The sequence below is a fragment of the Exiguobacterium sp. s168 genome, assembly GCF_018619035.1.
GTDB lineage: Bacteria > Bacillota > Bacilli > Exiguobacteriales > Exiguobacteriaceae > Exiguobacterium_A > Exiguobacterium_A acetylicum.
On record NZ_JACSNE010000039.1, the window covers coordinates 1 to 19,067 of the forward strand.

15 protein-coding genes and 2 pseudogenes are annotated in these 19,067 nt (G+C 36.2%); 12 read left to right on the forward strand and 5 right to left on the reverse strand.

Going from position 1 to position 19,067, the window contains the following annotated elements:
• Positions 1-53 precede the first annotated feature (53 nt).
• A complete protein-coding gene (locus KNQ15_RS15815) occupies positions 54-620 on the reverse strand; it encodes a polymorphic toxin type 44 domain-containing protein (RefSeq protein WP_214730038.1) in 567 nt (188 codons plus the stop codon).
• A 112-nt stretch (positions 621-732) separates the two neighbouring features.
• Between KNQ15_RS15815 and KNQ15_RS15820 the strand changes: the two genes are divergently transcribed.
• The 6 genes and pseudogenes from KNQ15_RS15820 (at position 733) to KNQ15_RS16885 (ending at position 6,023) form a co-directional block, all read left to right on the forward strand.
• Complete coding sequence (locus KNQ15_RS15820; RefSeq protein WP_047392391.1) at positions 733-1,020, forward strand: hypothetical protein; 288 nt, start codon at positions 733-735, stop codon at positions 1,018-1,020.
• A gap of 401 nt (positions 1,021-1,421) precedes the next feature.
• Positions 1,422-2,134, forward strand: a pseudogene (locus KNQ15_RS15825) (DNA/RNA non-specific endonuclease); the annotation flags it as partial.
• Positions 2,135-2,492: 358 nt separating this feature from the next.
• The gene (locus tag KNQ15_RS15830; protein ID WP_214730039.1) at positions 2,493-3,317 is read left to right on the forward strand and encodes a hypothetical protein; all 825 of its coding nucleotides are present in this window, start codon (positions 2,493-2,495) and stop codon (positions 3,315-3,317) included.
• Positions 3,318-3,538: 221 nt separating this feature from the next.
• A complete protein-coding gene (locus KNQ15_RS15835; protein WP_047392384.1) occupies positions 3,539-4,525 on the forward strand; it encodes an Abi family protein in 987 nt (328 codons plus the stop codon).
• Between the two features lie 140 nt (positions 4,526-4,665).
• Positions 4,666-4,794, forward strand: coding sequence for a hypothetical protein (locus KNQ15_RS16990; RefSeq protein WP_285801506.1), 129 nt, complete (start codon positions 4,666-4,668; stop codon positions 4,792-4,794).
• Positions 4,795-5,666: 872 nt separating this feature from the next.
• Complete coding sequence (locus KNQ15_RS16885; protein ID WP_251137725.1) at positions 5,667-6,023, forward strand: hypothetical protein; 357 nt, start codon at positions 5,667-5,669, stop codon at positions 6,021-6,023.
• A 566-nt stretch (positions 6,024-6,589) separates the two neighbouring features.
• Here the strand turns inward: KNQ15_RS16885 and KNQ15_RS15845 are convergent.
• From KNQ15_RS15845 to KNQ15_RS15860, 4 genes are all read right to left on the reverse strand, one after another.
• Entirely contained in the window at positions 6,590-7,216 is a 627-nt protein-coding gene (locus KNQ15_RS15845; protein WP_047392381.1) for an ATP-binding cassette domain-containing protein, read from the reverse strand.
• Positions 7,217-7,236: 20 nt separating this feature from the next.
• Positions 7,237-9,117 (reverse strand): hypothetical protein, encoded by a 1,881-nt coding sequence (locus KNQ15_RS15850; protein ID WP_047392378.1) that lies wholly within the window; start codon positions 9,115-9,117, stop codon positions 7,237-7,239.
• Between the two features lie 178 nt (positions 9,118-9,295).
• Positions 9,296-9,664, reverse strand: coding sequence for a hypothetical protein (locus KNQ15_RS15855; RefSeq protein ID WP_047392375.1), 369 nt, complete (start codon positions 9,662-9,664; stop codon positions 9,296-9,298).
• A 560-nt stretch (positions 9,665-10,224) separates the two neighbouring features.
• Positions 10,225-11,232 (reverse strand): hypothetical protein, encoded by a 1,008-nt coding sequence (locus KNQ15_RS15860; protein ID WP_214730040.1) that lies wholly within the window; start codon positions 11,230-11,232, stop codon positions 10,225-10,227.
• 811 nt (positions 11,233-12,043) lie between these two features.
• On the opposite strand from KNQ15_RS15860, the gene KNQ15_RS15865 reads away from it, so the two are divergent.
• The 6 genes and pseudogenes from KNQ15_RS15865 to KNQ15_RS15890 form a co-directional block, all read left to right on the forward strand.
• Entirely contained in the window at positions 12,044-12,691 is a 648-nt protein-coding gene (locus KNQ15_RS15865) for a hypothetical protein (RefSeq protein ID WP_214730041.1), read from the forward strand.
• A gap of 98 nt (positions 12,692-12,789) precedes the next feature.
• A complete protein-coding gene (locus KNQ15_RS15870; RefSeq protein WP_214730042.1) occupies positions 12,790-13,029 on the forward strand; it encodes an RING finger protein in 240 nt (79 codons plus the stop codon).
• Between the two features lie 551 nt (positions 13,030-13,580).
• On the forward strand, positions 13,581-15,152 hold the full coding sequence (locus KNQ15_RS15875) for a glycosyltransferase (protein ID WP_214730043.1): 1,572 nt from the start codon (positions 13,581-13,583) through the stop codon (positions 15,150-15,152).
• A 94-nt stretch (positions 15,153-15,246) separates the two neighbouring features.
• Positions 15,247-15,870, forward strand: a complete 624-nt coding sequence (locus tag KNQ15_RS15880; protein ID WP_214730044.1) for a hypothetical protein — start codon at positions 15,247-15,249, stop codon at positions 15,868-15,870.
• Between the two features lie 71 nt (positions 15,871-15,941).
• A complete protein-coding gene (locus KNQ15_RS15885) occupies positions 15,942-17,849 on the forward strand; it encodes an N-6 DNA methylase (protein ID WP_214730045.1) in 1,908 nt (635 codons plus the stop codon).
• 189 nt (positions 17,850-18,038) lie between these two features.
• Positions 18,039-19,067, forward strand: a pseudogene (locus tag KNQ15_RS15890) (CDP-glycerol glycerophosphotransferase family protein); the annotation flags it as partial.

Sequence of the window (19,067 nt, forward strand, 5' to 3'; positions counted from 1 at the left end):
GGCTACCGAAACCTCGAACGATTCTTTTTGAGATTGCGCCTCGAGCTTGGTGGTTAAAATAGCAACCACGTGTTATGGTGATGAGCCAAGTTTTTGTTATTATAGTAATTGATTCCTCTAATTATACTTGTCTGATCATTAGGATCATCAAAATATGATTTGTACCATTTAATTTTGGCAGTTTCACTAAAGATTTGTACAGCACCTGCAGCAGTTTTCAATTGAGTAGTAGTAGTAAAGCCTGCAAATTTCCCTACATAACCATAATGCATATTCCCTAAATCTTCGCCTTTCATTGTGCGACCACCGAAAACGTATCTTTCGGTCGCTCCATAAGCATGCTTGTAATCCCATGGTCCTCTACTCTTTACTTTGCTAGCAAAAAAACGACCCGTTCCAACAGGAAAAGTTATATCTGCAATCTTATATTGATAAGCTCTTGCAGCATTTTTTAACATGATCGATGAAAATGAAGAAGTCACGTTCCCTCCCGGATTTACTACACCGTAAGCACTTACCGTTCCCTCAGCAGATTCTGCTTCTTCAGCTTTAACACTTGAATACGAACTTACTTTAATAGCTAACAAAGCTAAAGACGATATTAAAATACTTTTTTTCAATTTAAGCTCCCCTTTCATTGGTATATGCTATAGGATAAAATTATTAATAGAAATACTGTTTTTTACAAAAGGATTATATCTATTTTTAAATATTTGTAAGAGGAGGACAGAAATGAAAAAAAGTATTTTTACTTTATATCTAGCAACAATCTTGGTATTTTTCTTTATCTACAACTCATTTTTCAACAAGGATTTTCATTCATTCTTTTTAGACAATTTTTCAATAAACCCTGTTATGTTTTCAATCTTTCTAAGCGCATTTTTTGTTTTGCTTTCTTTAGTAGCAATGTTTAAAACAACTATAAAACAAAAAATTGGGCTTACAATTAATCTCCTAATTAATCTTACTTTTATGATTATTACTTTAATCATTACATTAATTGCATTACCATTCTCATAAAACATACTAATCTTTAATAAAAAACAGAGAACTTCATGCTTATTCAATTCAAAACACCGTGCTAAATACCTTTAATTGAACTGAAAACAGAATGGTAGTAACTCTCATAAAACCCTTTTTAAGGGTTTTCTTATGTTTAAAGATTTCGGTATACTGAATGAAAAAAAGAAGATCAATATTAATATCACTTACACAACGTGTTCCCTCGCCGTCCTATGTATGGTGGGGTGCACAAGATTCGATAGAAAAAGCGATACAAACAGGATGACGCTTTTACGTAAAAGACTGATAAGAAGAACGATTCCGATCACCAACTAGAAAAAATAGCTGGCGCTAGTAAAATCACGCCAAAAACTGATTCTGATCCCTCAACGGAATCAAAAACGAAGACTGTGAAGAATTCTTTCACAGGATATAAGAAAATTACGGGCGATGGCGGAGACCTGTCCGGTAGTCGTCAAACGAACGTCGTTGTCGACATCGGATTCGGTGACCGGAAGTACTGGGCGTTCACGAATGAATATGGTCAGCTGGTCCGTGTCATCGCGAAGAAAATCGTTCTCCAAAATGATGCGACAGAAGACGTCACGCGTGACGGACGATACTACTCTGATGAATCGAAGGTGCCTGGCGTCGAACGTCCGGATCTTGATGAAGGACATATCATCGCCGACTCGCTCGGGGGCGTCTCGAACGCCTATAACATCACTCCCCAGGATAGTACCTTGAACCGCCATGGTGACCAGGCGTACATGGAGGACGTCATCCGCAAGGCAGGTGGCGCGACGAACTTCGAGGCGCAAATCTCCTATCCGGATACATCTACGATGATTCCATCCGCGTATCAGTATACCTATACGGTCCGTGGAAACACTGTCGTCGACCGGTTCAAGAACGGCAATCCGGACGAGACGAATGCGGCACTCGGTCTGACGAAGAAGAGGGAGACTAAACAAGAAACGACAGCGAAGTCGACTCCAGGTACCACAAAGACCGAGGATGTCTCACGCGTCGATATTGATGGCAATGGTCAAGTGACGATCCAGGAAGCGAAGGACGAAGGCTTTGTGCGATGCCAATCACGGAGAAGCACTGGTTGTACCAATATATGTAGGACAATGACCATGACGGCATGGTCGGAGAATGAATCCTCCATCCAATCGAATAGGCGAAACATATTAGGGCAGTGACGAGATACTCGTCCCCGCCTTTTTTATCTCCCCGGAACAATGAAATTGATGAGGTATCGAAAAGTAGATTGAAAATGAAAGAAATGAGCACTACAATAAGAACGTAAGTTCCTATATAATATCGCTAAAGAATATACCGTTCTCCAAATTAATTTGTACTTTTCAAGATATTATGTAATTCAAAGATTTAATACCATCCACAATTGCCTAGGCTTTATATTTGTCTATCATCGGCATTGGTAAGGAAACTAGTGAATCTATAGTCTTGGAGATGAAGAAAGTATGATTAATAAAGAATTATCAAACAAGTTTCGCTCTAACATTAAAGAAATCCAAGAATCTCTCTCAAAAATTGCTGAGATTCAACTATATCAAATACGTGAAGCTACTAGAAGTATACAAAAATTTCTCGATCAAATAGACTTAGAACGTCTTGAACAGACTATTATTAATTCGTATGGCTATCTCGGTAAGCAAGCCGAGATAGCAGCAAAATATAATCTCTTTCTTAATATAAATATGCTCGATGACATGACAATACCTGAAATTCCAGATGTCTTAAATTCAAAGTGGATTATAAAATGGATGGAAATACACTATGATGAAAAAGTTACTGAATTGATATCAGATAATTCTTGTTTTGGAGACACGACGATTCTATTAAAACAATCATATAATGCCTATTTGAGAGAAGATTATGCTATAAGCTTTATAACTTTATACCCTGTAATCGATTCGTTCGTTTCACATTGGTACGGAAGTATTGATGGAGAGGTAAAGATTTCACCTAACAAGCATATCAAGTCACTAGAAAAAAAAGATAAAGATAATATAAAAAAAGCACATAAGAAAATCAGGGAAACTCTAAACTCAGGAGAGCGTAACGCTTTGGAACTTCTCTTTATTTCATACGCTTTACATGCATATGCGTTGATGAATAGTAATAAAGGACATTATGGCTTTAAAAGACACCATGCTTTACACGGGAGTTTGCAATACACAAGAATACAACGACAGGACTGTATAAAACTTTTCTTTTGTTTATATTCTTTATATTGTTCTCGCGATATACCGAAGAATAAATATATGAATTTTGATGAAAAGTGATTGAACTGCAGTAAACACGAGTGCCATGAAACAAATTGATGCATCAACCTAATCTTTTGAAGGATTTGACACGATGTCTATCGTATCCTATACTTAAGTTAATATATGAGCAGGCTGGATGATCCAGCCAACAACGGTCTCTTACCTTTTGGTGAGGGACCGTTTATCATATTAATACTATTTTAACTGAAATATACTTTGTCACTTCAAGGAGCCGAACTATGTCAAAACCCGAGAAGATTTTCACCTCAATTACTGATCAATTGAAGCTACTACAACAACGTGGTCTCATCATCGATGATCCCGTTTTCGCAGAAGAGGCACTCATTCGGACGAGCTATTATGAAATCATCAATGGGTATAAGGATCTTTTTATCGAAGTGGGTCAAAAAGAAGAGAAGTTCCTGTCCGGCACGACGTTTTCCGAACTCTATTACCTCTACGAATTCGATAATGCTTTACGCTTCGAGATGTTAGCTGCTACATTGAGTGCTGAGAACCTCCTTCGCTCCGTTATCGCCTACGTCTTAGCTGAAGAGCATGGGCATAAAAGAGATACATATCAGCAAAAACACAACTATAATCAAGGGAAAAAGATTACGCATGGCCGCTTTAAGGGATACTTTGAACGAGAGTTGTTGCTTCAATTTTTTGATGAAGTGTATCAATCTTCACATCAACCGATGAAATACTATCGCGAGAACTATCACGATCTTCCACCTTGGATTCTCGTCAAAGGGCTGAGCTTTGGCAACCTGCAATATTTATTCAAACTCATGCTCCCTTCCTCGAAGACGAAAATCATTGCGCGTGCAACCGGTTTGAATCCGGAGCTGATCACGGAACAGACAAAGCAAAGTTTTGCAGAAATATTTGATATACTCGTCGCCTATCGCAACTGGGCAGCACATGGAGGACGCGTGTATAATCACCGCGTCAAGAAAAGACTGACATTTAGTCCCGCACATGCTGCGTTCAATCTGTCTCGCTCCGCGTACCAAAAACATCGTTATGGTCAGAGCGATATTTTGAGCTTCATCATCGCGCTAACTCAGCTTCGCAATCGTACCATCACAGAACGATTCACTCAATCTATCACGAAAGAAATGGTAGACTATCTGATTCGTTTTCCTCAACATCAATCAAGTTTACTCGAACAAATGAACATCCCGACTTCACTTTTCCAAGAATTGCGACATCGCTCCTGACATACTAAATCGACAAAGTATTTCCATTTTGAAAAAGTCTCTTTTTCCTCCCTTTAATTAAATGTTGATCCCTTTTACGCTCTGTACCGGGATAAGAGCGTAGTGATGCCTCGTGCATCGATATCGAAGGCAATGGTCAGGTGACGGCGATGAACGGTCCGTTGATGCATCGTTTCGATGCCTTCGTCGAAAAGCTCAACTATGTGCAGGAAGAGGTTCATCTTGTCGAACGAAATCTCGACGTCGAGATCGTTCCAAGAAAATTATAAGCGTCCTGCTCTCGGAATGAAGAGAAACATCATGGTCATCTTCTTGCTAACCATAGTCAAAATGATAACCTAATTTAGATAAAAACAAAGAAAGATGTACCACATTTCGACATCGAAACGTATACATCTTTTCTTATGAATAACTTTCTCCTCACATTAATTCCATCTGTCCATCAAATCGATTCAAGTCTCGAGGGCGAATAGACTTGAAAAAATTTTGAATCGCACTCCGTTTCACGATATCGTGTTTTTTAATTTCATACGAAATCAATCTGGGTATGTTGACGGATCAATAGTTGTTCTTCGTCATTGTTAATGACACGTAGATCAGCATCTGTGATCACTTCACGGATATCCGCATCATAACTAAAAATCAATTCAGCACTAAGTAGGTGAGCTGCTGCAAGACTATAAATCTCTTCTAGATCAAATCGCTGGTATGTTTAACTGGACGCCCTTCTCGCATCTTCTTTTCGTCTAGTTATTCAAATACCACCCGCACTTCTTGCAAGTATACAAGATAGAAATCATACAGTGCATCAGTTTCAATTAATACTTCGGATTCCGGATTAAAAGAGACCATCTACCTTCCGCTATTAGTACGTCAACTTTTTCTCTCACTGAAGAAATCTATATTTCCTCTATTACTTCAACATGAATAAGGATACGTCCATATAAACGATTCAACCAATCAAAAACATCAGCTTGCCGAAAACTTGTTGCATGGATGATGATATTAAAAAACCCTCATTTCAATAAGTGTGAACTGAACCCTGAATGGTGGACACTTAATAAAAGACCCCATTCGGGGTTTTTTGTGTTTAAAGATATCGATATACTGTACCTATTCAATTTAGACGGGAGAACTATTCATGAACAGACGCACCTTCAATCCAGATCAAATCAGACAACTTGAAGCGAATCTTCACGTAGCCTCGGTATCAGATCGTACGATTCAAGACAAAGGAGAATTTAAGATTCACGCTGTACGTGAGCATTTAGCTGGAAAGCGACCGATACAAATCTTTGAGGAAAACGGCTTTGAACTGGACATGATCGGTAAGCAAACGACGAACGAAGCGTTAAAATGGTGGCGGAAGACATATCGCATTTATGGAGAAGAAGGACTCTTGAATGAGAGACGTGGAAAATCAAATCTTGGAGGTCGACCGAAAAAAGATGATTCCGTCGAACGACGACTTGCGAGAGCTGAAGCACGAATCAAGTAACTCACAGTGGAGAATGAATTACTAAAAAAGCTAGAAGCTCTCGAAAGAGAGGCGAAGTATCAAAAATAACAGCATCTGAACGCTATCAGGCAATCAATATTGTCTTACGAAAATAATCCTCGAGTCGGTTCGATCAGCAGGAGCCTGGTAAGGTATTCGTCACAGACATCACTTATCTCCGTATTGGATCTGGTCAAACTGTGTATCAAACACGCATCCGTGAGGTGGGAATGCTTCAATCCATGTGTCGCAAGGGAAACTGCCTGGATAATGCCTCGATGAGATCTGTTTCATGGTCGATGCTTACATTGAGTATTACAATAGCGAACGAAGACAATAGAAACTACAAAAGATGACTCCGGTACAATACCGAAGTCATCTCATCGCAGATTAACACGTTAAGGATGCTTTTATTAAACTATCTAAACTCTAGGGTTCAGTTCATAAACAGTGTACAATTCGAAGATGCTTTATGTTGTCTCATAAATTTAGATTATCCCAATTTGAAGTTCAATTTGAAATATTTTGTGTTTTAGTTCTGATGACAACAACTGAATTGTAAAATATCACAAATCTATTATTCTACTACAATAACTAAATGCATTTTTATCATGACTAACCATAACAATGGTTTTGCCTTCAGAATTCAATTTTTTTAATTGGTTTAAAATTAAATTGCTATTTTCTGTATCTAGGCTTCCTGTTGGCTCATCTGCTAGTATAATATCATTTTTACTAAGAATTAACCTTACAATTGCTACTCTCTGCTGTTCCCCACCTGATAACTGATAGATGGGTTTATCTAGAACATCTTTAAGTCCCAGTTTGTTTAGTTCCTGATTCATTATGGTTCTTCGTTCACTTTTGTCTTTATTATCAAAAATAATATTTAAATTCTCATAGACTGTGAAATCATCTATTAACGCAAAGTTTTGAAATAAATAACCGATATCTTTTTCAAGCACTTTTCTAGCGCTTTTTGAATTAATATTATTATATTTTTTCCCTTTTACAATAACGTCGCCTTCACAATTTTCAAGTAATCCTATTATGTTTAACAGTGTTGATTTTCCTGCTCCACTCTTTCCTGATATACCAAGAAATTCTCCCTTTTCAATTGATAGATTAAAATCATCGAAAATGTTTCGACCCTCAAATTCTTTAGTTATATTCTTTAGCTTTATTATCGTCATCTTAAATTCCTACCCTTACTCTATTCTCCCTTTAGAGCGAAAATAGCTTTATTATTGATGTATTTATTAATAAACAAAATAAATATCATTACTTCTACGAAGAAAAGAGCACTAAGTGTCCAATTGATTACGATAGCAATCAATAAAGTGATTACCCCATTTAGGAATAGGAAATTAATTATCAACGTTTTTGGTCTTTTACCTAGAAGGCGATTTACAGCAAATTCCTTCTTACGAAATTCTAAGAAAATCGTAATGATTGAAACAATACATAATAAAAATGAGAAAATAGTAATCACTACATGAAACAAAGATTCAACAGTGTCAACAGCAAAGTTGGTTTTTGCTAAATTATATTCACTTTCCATAGACTTTACATCTATGCTACCAGAATCATAGCCTTTGGATTTAATCTCGCTTGTTAATGCATGAGCACTGTCCTTATTAAAAAGTACTTCACCTGTATTCAAATATAAACTTTTTTGTAAAGGCTTTACATAAATAATCGAGTCAAATGAATAGGATCCTGGCCATAAAATATTTTCTTGTTTTTGACCACTCTTAATATACTGTATATTTGTTTCTTTATCTAATGACAAAGATTTTAATATTTCTTTTTGATTGTCCTTATAACGAACGGGAATCAACAATGTTAGAGGCTTAACTTTATCAGGATATATTATATCTCCATTAACATCCTCAACCTTAACAAAATCTAACATATTTTGAGAGAAAATCGTTAAAGGTATACTTTCTAAGTCTTGAACAATACTATCATCAGCTTCTAATCGTTTTAATTGATTAATATCTACCATATTTTCTGATGGAGAATAGTTAAAAATATCTTTATCTTCTAAAGACTCTATATAACGGTCTAATTCTTTATGGACTTTCTTTTCAGGCGAGGATGCAGTCTCTACTCGATAAAAATTATTATTTTCAAGTTTCTCAATAGAATTTATTGCTGAATTCAACTTGTTCATATCTTGTATATTCGTATTTAGTGATAAAACCAACAAAGTAACTACAATAGATTTAAAAGTCAATAAAATATAAAATAATAATTTATTATTTTTGTTATTTTTTAAAGCATTAACTTGATTTAGCCTAGAAATAAATAATGAACTGACTAAACTAGACATAATAAAAATAATCGCTAAAAAAATATATAAATAAAAACACATCAAAATATACGAGCTCAGTACTTTAATATCCATTGCAGCAACGTATGTAGCAAAAGGTAGCATTAATAGCAAAGTAGATCCATATGAATATAACGCAAGTTTTTTAATTATCGAAAATGATATTTTTAAATTACCCCATCCATGCAATTTTTTTATACCAATTTCTTTTATACGGTGAACATAATAAGTTGAAATACTAAATAAAATCAAAAGAGTTAGTAGTGAGAAGAACTTTAAATTGAGTGTCGAAAACAACATTGCTATATTAAAGGACAGTGGCTCTGATGTACTGATTTCCATCTCATATCCTTTAGTCTCCAATGTATTTTTAAATGCATTAATTTTAGTTTCACTATTTGATTGAATGGTAAAATACTTAATTTTTTTTTCTGCGCCTTGTGAATATGAAGAATAAGTAATTTGATTTTCTGGAAAAATACTTGGTTGACGTCCAAGTTCAACATCAGAAGTAGGATTTATCAGCGTAACCTCTAAATGATTTCTTCCGAAGCTTATATCATTGAACTTGACTAAACGAACCATCGTACCGGTGTCGTTTGCGATTTGTGAAAGATCTTCACCGTTTATATTTTGAGATAAAGAAAATTCGTAAGTAGTTTCTTTATTGGAATAAACATCTTTGTCAGCAACTAATAGAAAAAAGAACACTGAAAAAGCACCAACTAACAGTCCAATTCCTAAAAATATTTTTTTCATAATACTTCCTCATTTATAATATTTTATATTGCTAAAAATACAATTTACTATACAAACATTAATTTATTATATAGGTTAAACTACATGCTTTACTTAGCAAGAAAAATTGTAAGCAATAAAGCCCCAAAAAGCGATTTTTAATCGCTTTTTGGGGATTCCAATTACTACTACAAAATAATTATTTAACACTTATAACTTCGAAATCGTTATATCCACATTTGTTTGCCTTAAAAGGGTTTTCCCTAGTCGCACCAACATAAGTTTTTACTTGTCCACTAGCGCCAACTCCATCGGTTACTCCAGTTTTTTCTTTTCTATTCCCCTTATCATTCACTACCCATACACGAACTGAGTATTGTAAATTATCTTTTTTATTGTCTCTTACGCGGGAAAAAAGATTATCACTTGCTGAGACTCCACCAGCCCAAGTTGCTTTTCCCTTATTTAAAGATTCTGATGCAGCTGATGCTGTTACAGCGAAACTCAATGCCATGACTCCTGTTGCCATAAGTGCCATGATTTTTTTAGTCACTTTACCTTTTTTCATTTAAAAGTCTCCTTCAGAATAAGTAATTTTTTGTTTGACGACGTCTTAAATAATGTAACACCATTAAATGTAAATGTAAATTAGTTTCATACTTTTTTTTACATAATTAAAATTTTTTAACTCATCTAAATTTTTAGACAATATTTATTTTATATAAAATTTACTTATAATTTACGAGAGACATTTCAATCTGAACCTTTCTCATTTAACGATTTCACTCGCCCTAATACTAATATTGAGGTGTATTTACTCAATATTGTAGACCTTAAATATGTGAGATCGATAAAATACAAAAACAAATTCTTAAGGGCGAATAATAAATTATTCATTATTTACCTTTTTCTAACTCATCATAATGTAGATTGAATTATAAGTTAGTTGGTAAGACCTTCGATACGAGAGAATTGCAATGCTTAGTTTATAGTACAAAGTTATTTTTTCTGCTCCTTAGTCAATTTGATCAAAAAAAATACCCCATAAAAGTTGGATTTCAATTCCAATTTCTACGGGATATTTTTTAATAAATACTTCTATTCATATTTACATTATTCATAAACTAATCATCTAGAAGTATTGTAGTCATTAAACGTAGCAATCATATCCTGCTGGGTCCCATCGCTACGGTTTGTATTGAAATACATTGTTCCATTATCAAAATCAACAGCCTCTATTTCAAAAAGACTGTACGCACTACTCGTGACCCGGAAAGACAAATCATTATTTGTATACAATACTTTTGAGAACGGTTCTGTTGTTGTGTTTTTTTGCTCGTCTATTGTTCCAGAAATATTTAATGGATAAGTAGTGACGACACTTACATTTGAAGCATTACCATTTGCATCAGGTTTTGTCATAGGTACATACAAATTACCTTCATAATAAGAAATCCCTTGCTGGATATAGTCTGTAGTATCTACTGTGCTACCATCAATCACAGCACGAGTATGATTTAATTTAAATGTTGCCTCATAATCAAACTTTCCTGTAGCATCATTGAATGTTCCAATAAAGAAGCGCTTCCCAGACTTGACAATAAACTTTTTATAGCCGACTGAATAGGTAATACCACTAATTGATAAATTTTCACCACCATAGTTTAAAACATAACTTTTATTCACATTGTATGTTCCTGTTGATGTATTCACCGCAAGTTTAACGATTTTGTTTGCATACTTAATACCATCTTCCATCGGTGCTACATACAAATCTACTGTAGTATCTCCCGCATCTGCTACGACTGCTAAGTCATTTGCATGACCTAAGTCAGAACTCGTCGATCCAGTTGTTGAATTTTTCAATAATTTCGTTGTTCGATTACTTTCTGTACTACTCAATTTAGTTAACAACAGTTGCGTCGTTTCGCTTGTAGCATTGAACTTAGCTGTAAAGATGTTGTTATTGTAACGATCTACGGTCATTCCTTGCATGGAAGTATTATAACTTGCGCTATTCATTGGTTCGTACACTGTATATGTATTAAAATAACCGGATTGCGCAAATGCAGGAATTGCGCTTAATGAAAGACTTGCTACTAATGTAGCAGAAATAATTTTTTTATTTTTTAACATTTTAATCCACCTTTTGTTGTATATTGACTCGCCGCTACTTTACTTTACAAAAAGAACAATTCAAATTCAATGATTATTTCATGTAAAAAGTTTAATTTAAGCGCTTTCTTTCATGAATCATAACTATTGTATTGATTTAGAGTTATTTTACGAATTAAATTGTCAGTAGTAATCTAGCTTGAATATTAAATGATTATAGTCTGCCTAATAAAAAAAGCTCAACCAAAATAATTTGGATGAGCTTTCGCTTTATATACGTTAATTTATACTTTGGAATAGGAGACACTACTTATCGAAGCTACGTAGTGAAAATAAAATACAAAATGGTTAGTATTGCGAGTACAATTGAAAACTTTATTAATTCTCCATTCATGACTCGCATTATAATATTGCTATTTTTGCTTTGCTTGTGAGTATGAGGCATAAACAAACCCTCTTTCCCAAATAGAGTATATACATTTCCAGTGTACTTTTATTTAGGTTTCCGATCCGCTAACAGACAAATTATAAGCAAAAATACAGGGATAAGAAAAATCATAAACGTGCTAAATCCGTAAAGCATGTTAACACTTCCTTATCCTTCAACAGTAGTATTAAATATTAGCTGATAAAAAACACAAGATTTTTATTGAATGAATATAAGTTAATTATAAACGTAACAGTTAGAAATTTTCCCATATTAAGATAATTTTTTAAAGGTGAAATACATAAAATTACTTCTTTGAGTACTGAAACATTGATAGAATTGTAATCAATAGTCTTTTAATTCCGTATTAACGAAATAGTTCATAAAACATCAGGAGTTGATTTCTTGAATAATTATCAAAAAGCATCTAATACAAGTATTGCAAACAAAGAGCAAATCATTGAACTAGTGAAAGGATTACACCTTATTCATAACGGAATAATGAAAGCGTCTCACTATGACAAGCTTGCTAGTAATCTACCTTATCCCACGCTATCTCAAATTAATTCTCTATTTGGTTCTTGGAGTAATCTATTACTTGAAGCAGGTATTGTGACATCAAACAATTTAATGTCATTACCAAATCTCGATAATACTACTATTAAAAAGCAAAAACTTAAAAATTTTAACGTAGAGGACAGCTTGAGGCTCTGTTCAAATACGTTTGGAAATCGATTCACCATTAAAGATTACACTAAAGTACGAAAACAAAATCCTAAAATGCTGAGTATAAATTCAATACTTTATCACTACGGTACTTGGAAAAATGCTTTGCAAACGCATGGCTATACGTCAGCTCGTTCTTTTACAGATGATGATTGTTTGCTAGCAGTCGAAAGAGCTATTCTCGATATGAACACTACGGTTTTTTATATCAGTAGTACCATGTATGTGAACTGGCTCAAAGAGCATCCGGAACACCCTTCACTCACAACTTTAATTACACGGTTTGGATCATGGAACAATACATTAAATCTACTAAAGAATTGCTAAGAATTTTGAATCTTTATTTATTATTTAAACTCTAACTATTTATTTTTGTAAGCGTTATCATTATACTATATTTATTCTTTTTTTAGGAGTTGATTATAGTGGAGAACGTGATTAGCCATTATACGAAATTTAAATGTCCTCGTTGTCGAGAAAAGTTCAAAGAAGAAATTCTTATTCAAGATTTACATAGCATTTCTTATGAAGAACGTCGATTGGGGCTGGAAACACATTACGATTTTTCATCTGAGGTAGCTTGTCCGAATTGTCACCACCAATGGATGCTCGAAGGAGAGTTATGGGAGTATCCAGAGGGTATCGTAGACACTATAGAATTGTAATGAGGAATTACTTCCTATGAATTTATCACTATGATCCTAAAGACTCTTGTTTCATTCGAGAGTCTTTTTGATTGGTCTTTCGCATCTACAATAGACAAACTTTATAATACCTTATGAGAAATACGAGCAGTTTCGCGTTAAATTGATCATCTTACCTACTTAAGCGTTTTTGAGAGACAGTTTTCAATACTCTTAAATTAACCGTCTCAAAAGTGTTGTAAGAACGCAAATATATTCTCATTTTATAACTGAAATAATCAGATTAATTAAATGATTAAGCTATAGAAAGCGAAAAGATGTTTGTTTTTTTGTCTAACCTAAAAAGTATGCGGTATTTCCACATGCTTTTTGTCTTTAAGTCATATCTCTATATTTGAATATGATATATTAAATATTGTGTCATTTCTTAAACGCGGTACTTTTCTTTTATACATAGCTGAATTAGAGGCAGTACTAATATCTGAACAGAAGCAGTCTACGATATCTATTATTTGAAGCAGGCTTTTATTCAATCAACTTAAAAAATGTAAGCGTTACAAAGGAGAAACATCATGAAACGTGATCTTTTTTTCACCCTTAATACTTTAGCGCCTCAGCGAGGTGGTTTATCAAAAGCAGTTATTAAGAGAGCCAACGCTATTATTCAAGCAGAACCTGAGCGAAATATTACTTTCGTCACACTTGGAATTCAACCTACTTTGAACACCATCCACCAAGAGATGGTAGAAGCCAAACTCCTTGATCCGCGAATTAAGGTCGTCAACGTAATCAATTTTCTCGCAAATCGAAGTCCTGAGAAATTATCAACGATCTCTTCAAAAACCGCTTTGCTTTCACGATGGGAAAAACGTTATACGTTGTTTCTAGATAGTAGTCGTGTCGAAAAGGATTCCTATCGTATCTTTGATAACGGATCCTATATTCAATATGCACGATTTGATAAAAATGATCAGTTATCATTCATTGACTATTTTTCAGATAACCGACATCGCTTACGACGGGAGGAATATTTAGAAAATGGGCAATTAGCACAAACTATTCATTTTTCAATTACATCAAATAAGCCCGTATCTCGATCATTTTTCCATAGTAATGGGACTTGCTATTTGACCATTTGGCATAAAATCAATTCAATGGACTGGAGCCATCTATTCTATTTTGAAGCGGGTCAACAGCAACAATTTAACGATCCTGCTCAATTTAATACTTTTGTATTGAACAAAATCTTATCCGCTCATGAGTCTGTCCTCATTTCTTCAGAATATCGGGATCGATTACCCAACTTGCCAAAGAAAAACTTAGATGCTACTATCCTTGATATCAAACATCCGAATATTAAAAAAATCGCTTTCGGGCATAGTAATCATTTTGTTCCACCATTCAACGAAACAGCTGCTGTGAGCGGTGTTTGGGATACGCTTTTCGGAAGAATCGATGAATGGGATAAAGTTATCACTGCAACGATTCGCCAGCAACAACATATGACTAATGCATTTGGTCATGCAGAAACATTCCATTCCATTGCTCACGGAGTTGGAATGATACCAGAAACTGATTACTCTGTTCTACCTGACCCAAATCCAAATCGCTTTATCGTTGTCTCTCGCATTCAAGTGAAGAAAGACGTCGCGGAGAGTATTCGTGTGTTGCGGCACATCGTTGATCATAATCCGAATGCTTATCTTGATTTTTATGGATTTGGTTACAGCGATCAACTCGAAAAAGATTTGCATGCCTTAATCAAGGAGCTCTCTTTAACAAAGCATGTCCATTTCAAAGGATTCGTTACAAATATTCAAGAAGCTTATCGCGGTGCAGTCGCGACAATCTTTACGTCTCGGTCAGAAGGCTTTGGTATGGCAATCCTTGAGAGTATGGGATACGGTGTTCCTGTCATTTCATATGATATTTGTTATGGACCAAGTGAAATTATTGAGAACGGAAAGACCGGATATATTATTCCTCCTGGCGATACAAAAGCGTTCGCAACGGCTGCAATCCAGTTAATGAACTATCCAGACTTACGGAGACGGATGGGCGAACTAGCCCTTCAATCTGTTCCTCGTTTCTCGGATGAAGTCTTCACAGAAAAATGGATTACCTTGTTAAATGAATTAGATTGAGAACTAAAAGCCTCCTCGTGTTGAGGAGGCTTTTAGTATCACATCGTGAATTCTAAAGAAAACATTATCAATCTTAGGGAAGGAGCGATTCATTATGTCGGACGATTTTGGTAATCAGCGACAGCGTTTAATTGAGCTCATTCAAGGAATATATCAACTACGTCAACAACCCATGGATGCCAATCGATATAAGGAGATTGCAGCACAACTCTCATTTCCTTCATTAACGCAAATTGAACAAGTATTCGGCTCTTGGGATGCTTTATTACAGGCGGCGAATCTTCCAGTGAAAGATAATTTAACGAATCAGACAAGACGCCCTTATACCAATCGAACTCGCTCTATTTGGTCCGCCGAACAAAGTTTTTCTTTTTATGAAGAACAAATGGGAAAGTATATTTCGATTCGAGAGTATAAAGAACTTCGTCAACATCATCCTGAGATGATCAGTCCTAGCACAATCAATTATCAATACGGTAGTTGGAAACAAGCCGTTCAACATCATGGATTGATATCAACAAAACAATTTACCCACGAAGAGTATCTAACAGCCTTAAATACGGTATACGAAAAATCGCCTGAGAAGTTTAACAGTAATACCTATACTTTGTGGTCGAAAGGAAAACGTGCTCCCTCCCTTACCTCCATCTTTGTCCACTTTAAAAGCTGGGAAGCCGCTTCTACTGCGTTAATGGAGTGGCGCACTAACAGAGAATAATGAATAGACTCTGATATTCTAGTAAGACTATATTAAAACAAATACTTGTTTAGAAATGGAGGTCACATTCTATGCCACGATCTCATGAAGAACTGTTATTGACAGAGATTGAGTTTTTCCACTCTCGATTGAGGCGCTATTTTGAGCCAGAAGATATTATCGCTTATACCTTGTCATTATTCAGTATTCAATACCACACGTTGCAACACCCTCAATCAAAAGTAAATTTATCTAGAGTATTAAACGTTGTAGCGCTCGATCAAGCTGATACGTTAACGCAAGTCTTTAAGCAAATGAGATTAGAAACATCTTTACCGGAAGAGCTCTATACAGCGTTAGAGATTGACTGGCACCTTCTCAATCCAGAAACACTGAACGAACTCGTAGAACGTACCTCACAAATGTCTCTATCGTATTTTCCGACAATCGTTGAATCCTTATTTCAATATGAAGTGCATCAACCCGGTAATAGCTTATTAGATCATAGTACGCCACTTTTTTTGCGTCGCTTAATGACGCGGTTACTTCAAGTCCTTCCAGGCGCCTCAGTATATGACGGGACAGCAGGTTTTGCCGGAAATTTACGATCCGTTTTAGATCAAGGACTTTCTACTGTTTCGATTTATGGTGAAGAAATACATCCGAAAATCTGGGCCATCGGAAAGCTTAGTCTCTTTTTTTATACTTCACATATATCTGCCATATCATTCAAGCAAAGTGACGTCCTGCTACATCCGGCTTATCAAGAACGAAACCAACTACAGCAATTTGATCGTATTCTTACAACACCCCCAGCTAACTTGCGCATGATGGAGTATACAGCTAGTATCTTAGCACAAGATGAGTGGGACCGATTTCCTTATGGAGAACTGCCTCGGAAACACTTGGACTTCGCCTTTATCCAGCATTCCATCGCTACGCTCAAGTCAACTGGGCGGGCTGTCTTATTAGTATCGAACGGTGCTCTATATCGGGATGGGAAAGAACGGTTGATCAGGGAGCAATTAATCGAAATGGATCTCGTTGAGACAGTTATCACGTTTCCTGCTTATATCATGCATGGCTTTAGTGATCCCGTCAGTATTGTAGTGATTGACAAACAGAAGGACACATCACGAAAAGATAAAATTCAGTTTATAGACGCGACGAATTGGATTCCACTTACGTATGCAAAGACAGAGGATTTAGAACAGGATTTAAATAAAATGATGGAGATTACGATTCATCCAGAAAAACACACCTCCTTTGCACGACTGGTTCCAAAATCTGATATTCAATCAGGAAATCTGATTCCTAGTACTTACCTAGAAAATGAGTCTATTCAAATTGATAAGGATGAATATCAACTTGATTTTACAAAACTAGAGAGCAAGGATTTCATAACACTGAATCAATTAGGAAAAGTTTTCTCTGGACTGAATACGACTTCTAAAAATGCAGTCGAAACCTCCCCAGACATGACCTCTTACCGCTTGATTCAATTGAAGGATGTATATGATGATCGTTTGCACCTAGAAGAGTTAAAATCGATTGAAATTCATCAGCGTAGCATCGAACGCTATATCCTTCAAGAAGGCGATGTAATTATTAATGCTCGTGGGCTACCAACACGAATTGCAGTTGTTCCTCCACATGATCAGACACTGATTCTCTCTCAGAATTTCATCGGTTTCAGACCAAATAAAAACAGTCTATCCCCATATTTTTTGAAGTTCTACTTAGAGAGTCCTATCGGTCAGTATTATTTGTATCGGGCACTGTCCACTAATACGACGACTATTTTATTACCTAAGTTGTTACAGAACGTTCTTTGTCCCGTTCTCCCGCTCTCCTTACAGCATGTGTATAGTAAGAACTATTACGGAGCATTGGAAACGTACTACACGCAAGTTGAATCAGCTAAACAAACGTTACGACAAGCGCGGCAACAATTTTATGATGATATTCATATTAGTACAGCTTTTTCAAAAAGGGACTAAGTATTAGAGATGATATAAAGCTAGAAATAGTAAATGAATAGTAAAGATTTTTCACGAAACATATTACGAGTAGATAAAAACAGACTGCAAATTCATTAAAGCGCAGTCTTAAATCTGTGAATATGATAAAATCCAATGTAAGGATAACGTTTTCATTAGTACTTATTTTGTAGGAGGTTTCTCAATTCCATGCTGTTTAAATCTGCTCTCCGGGTGCTCCAATTTGGACATTCCGTACTTCCGAAAAAACAAAAGACACTTAAACGATCGGCATTAAAAGAATCGTTACAGATTCAATCTTCGCCGACAGACTATACACTATCCGGTCAATTGAACGATCCGTTGCTGACGATCACGTCCTTACGTATCCGCGATCGATCGCAAGAGACGGTCCTTGAAGTGCCTAACCAATTGGACGATCATCGCTTCACCTTTCGGCTGTCGCATTCAATCGTGTCTCAACTGAGTCAACATGTTGCTCAGATGCAAGAAGAGGCGGACGTTCCGACGGTCGAAGAGGACGGTCTCGCTGAGATCGAGTCCGTCGAAGCCGATCAAGATACGCTCTATCCGATTGGTCGTTTTTCACTCTGGCTTACGTTTACAAAAAAAGTCGAGCATCTCACACCGGAACAATTACAAAAATGGGAATCCGACGGGCTACCGAGCCACGCTACGCTCGACGCGACCGTCTTCACCCGCGAAATTCTGTTAGGGCGCTTTCTTGATACACAGATTCCTGCGCCTCTCGCGCCGTTGATGGATGAGACGTTCAACGAATTCGTCCAGTTGTATACGGATCTAAAAGGCAACCTGCGTCTATTGCTGAATAAAGAACCGCAGATGAAGCCGAAGATTCAAATCGATGCGGTCCGTAATGAGACGAGAGCGACGACGGTCATCACCGGAAAAGCCTTTACGCGTCATGCGTTCATTAAGACGGGACGGTTGCTCCTTGTTCACCGAGAGAGTGGTGATCAAGTCCCTGTCCCAATCGATTGGTTGTACCAAAACGAGGTAAGTGCGAAAAAATTCGGATTGTATCGCTATCATTACACGGCGAAGATTCACTGGTCACACCTCTATCAAGCAGCCCAATTACAAGAAGGGGTTTATGATGCTTTCATCGCGCTCGATTTCTATCACCGATCGGAACCGAAATTACACCGTCTCGGTCGTGCCCGTTATATCACGCGTCAGCTGACACCGGAAGCGTTA

Coding starts and splice junctions, on each gene's coding strand:
- KNQ15_RS15820 (WP_047392391.1), top strand. CDS start 733: ATGAAAAAAAGTATTTTTACTTTATATCTAGCAACAATCTTGGTATTT.
- KNQ15_RS15830 (WP_214730039.1), top strand. CDS start 2,493: ATGATTAATAAAGAATTATCAAACAAGTTTCGCTCTAACATTAAAGAA.
- KNQ15_RS15835 (WP_047392384.1), top strand. CDS start 3,539: ATGTCAAAACCCGAGAAGATTTTCACCTCAATTACTGATCAATTGAAG.
- KNQ15_RS16885 (WP_251137725.1), top strand. CDS start 5,667: ATGAACAGACGCACCTTCAATCCAGATCAAATCAGACAACTTGAAGCG.
- KNQ15_RS15845 (WP_047392381.1), bottom strand. CDS start 7,216: ATGACGATAATAAAGCTAAAGAATATAACTAAAGAATTTGAGGGTCGA.
- KNQ15_RS15850 (WP_047392378.1), bottom strand. CDS start 9,117: ATGAAAAAAATATTTTTAGGAATTGGACTGTTAGTTGGTGCTTTTTCA.
- KNQ15_RS15855 (WP_047392375.1), bottom strand. CDS start 9,664: ATGAAAAAAGGTAAAGTGACTAAAAAAATCATGGCACTTATGGCAACA.
- KNQ15_RS15860 (WP_214730040.1), bottom strand. CDS start 11,232: ATGTTAAAAAATAAAAAAATTATTTCTGCTACATTAGTAGCAAGTCTT.
- KNQ15_RS15875 (WP_214730043.1), top strand. CDS start 13,581: ATGAAACGTGATCTTTTTTTCACCCTTAATACTTTAGCGCCTCAGCGA.
- KNQ15_RS15880 (WP_214730044.1), top strand. CDS start 15,247: ATGTCGGACGATTTTGGTAATCAGCGACAGCGTTTAATTGAGCTCATT.
- KNQ15_RS15885 (WP_214730045.1), top strand. CDS start 15,942: ATGCCACGATCTCATGAAGAACTGTTATTGACAGAGATTGAGTTTTTC.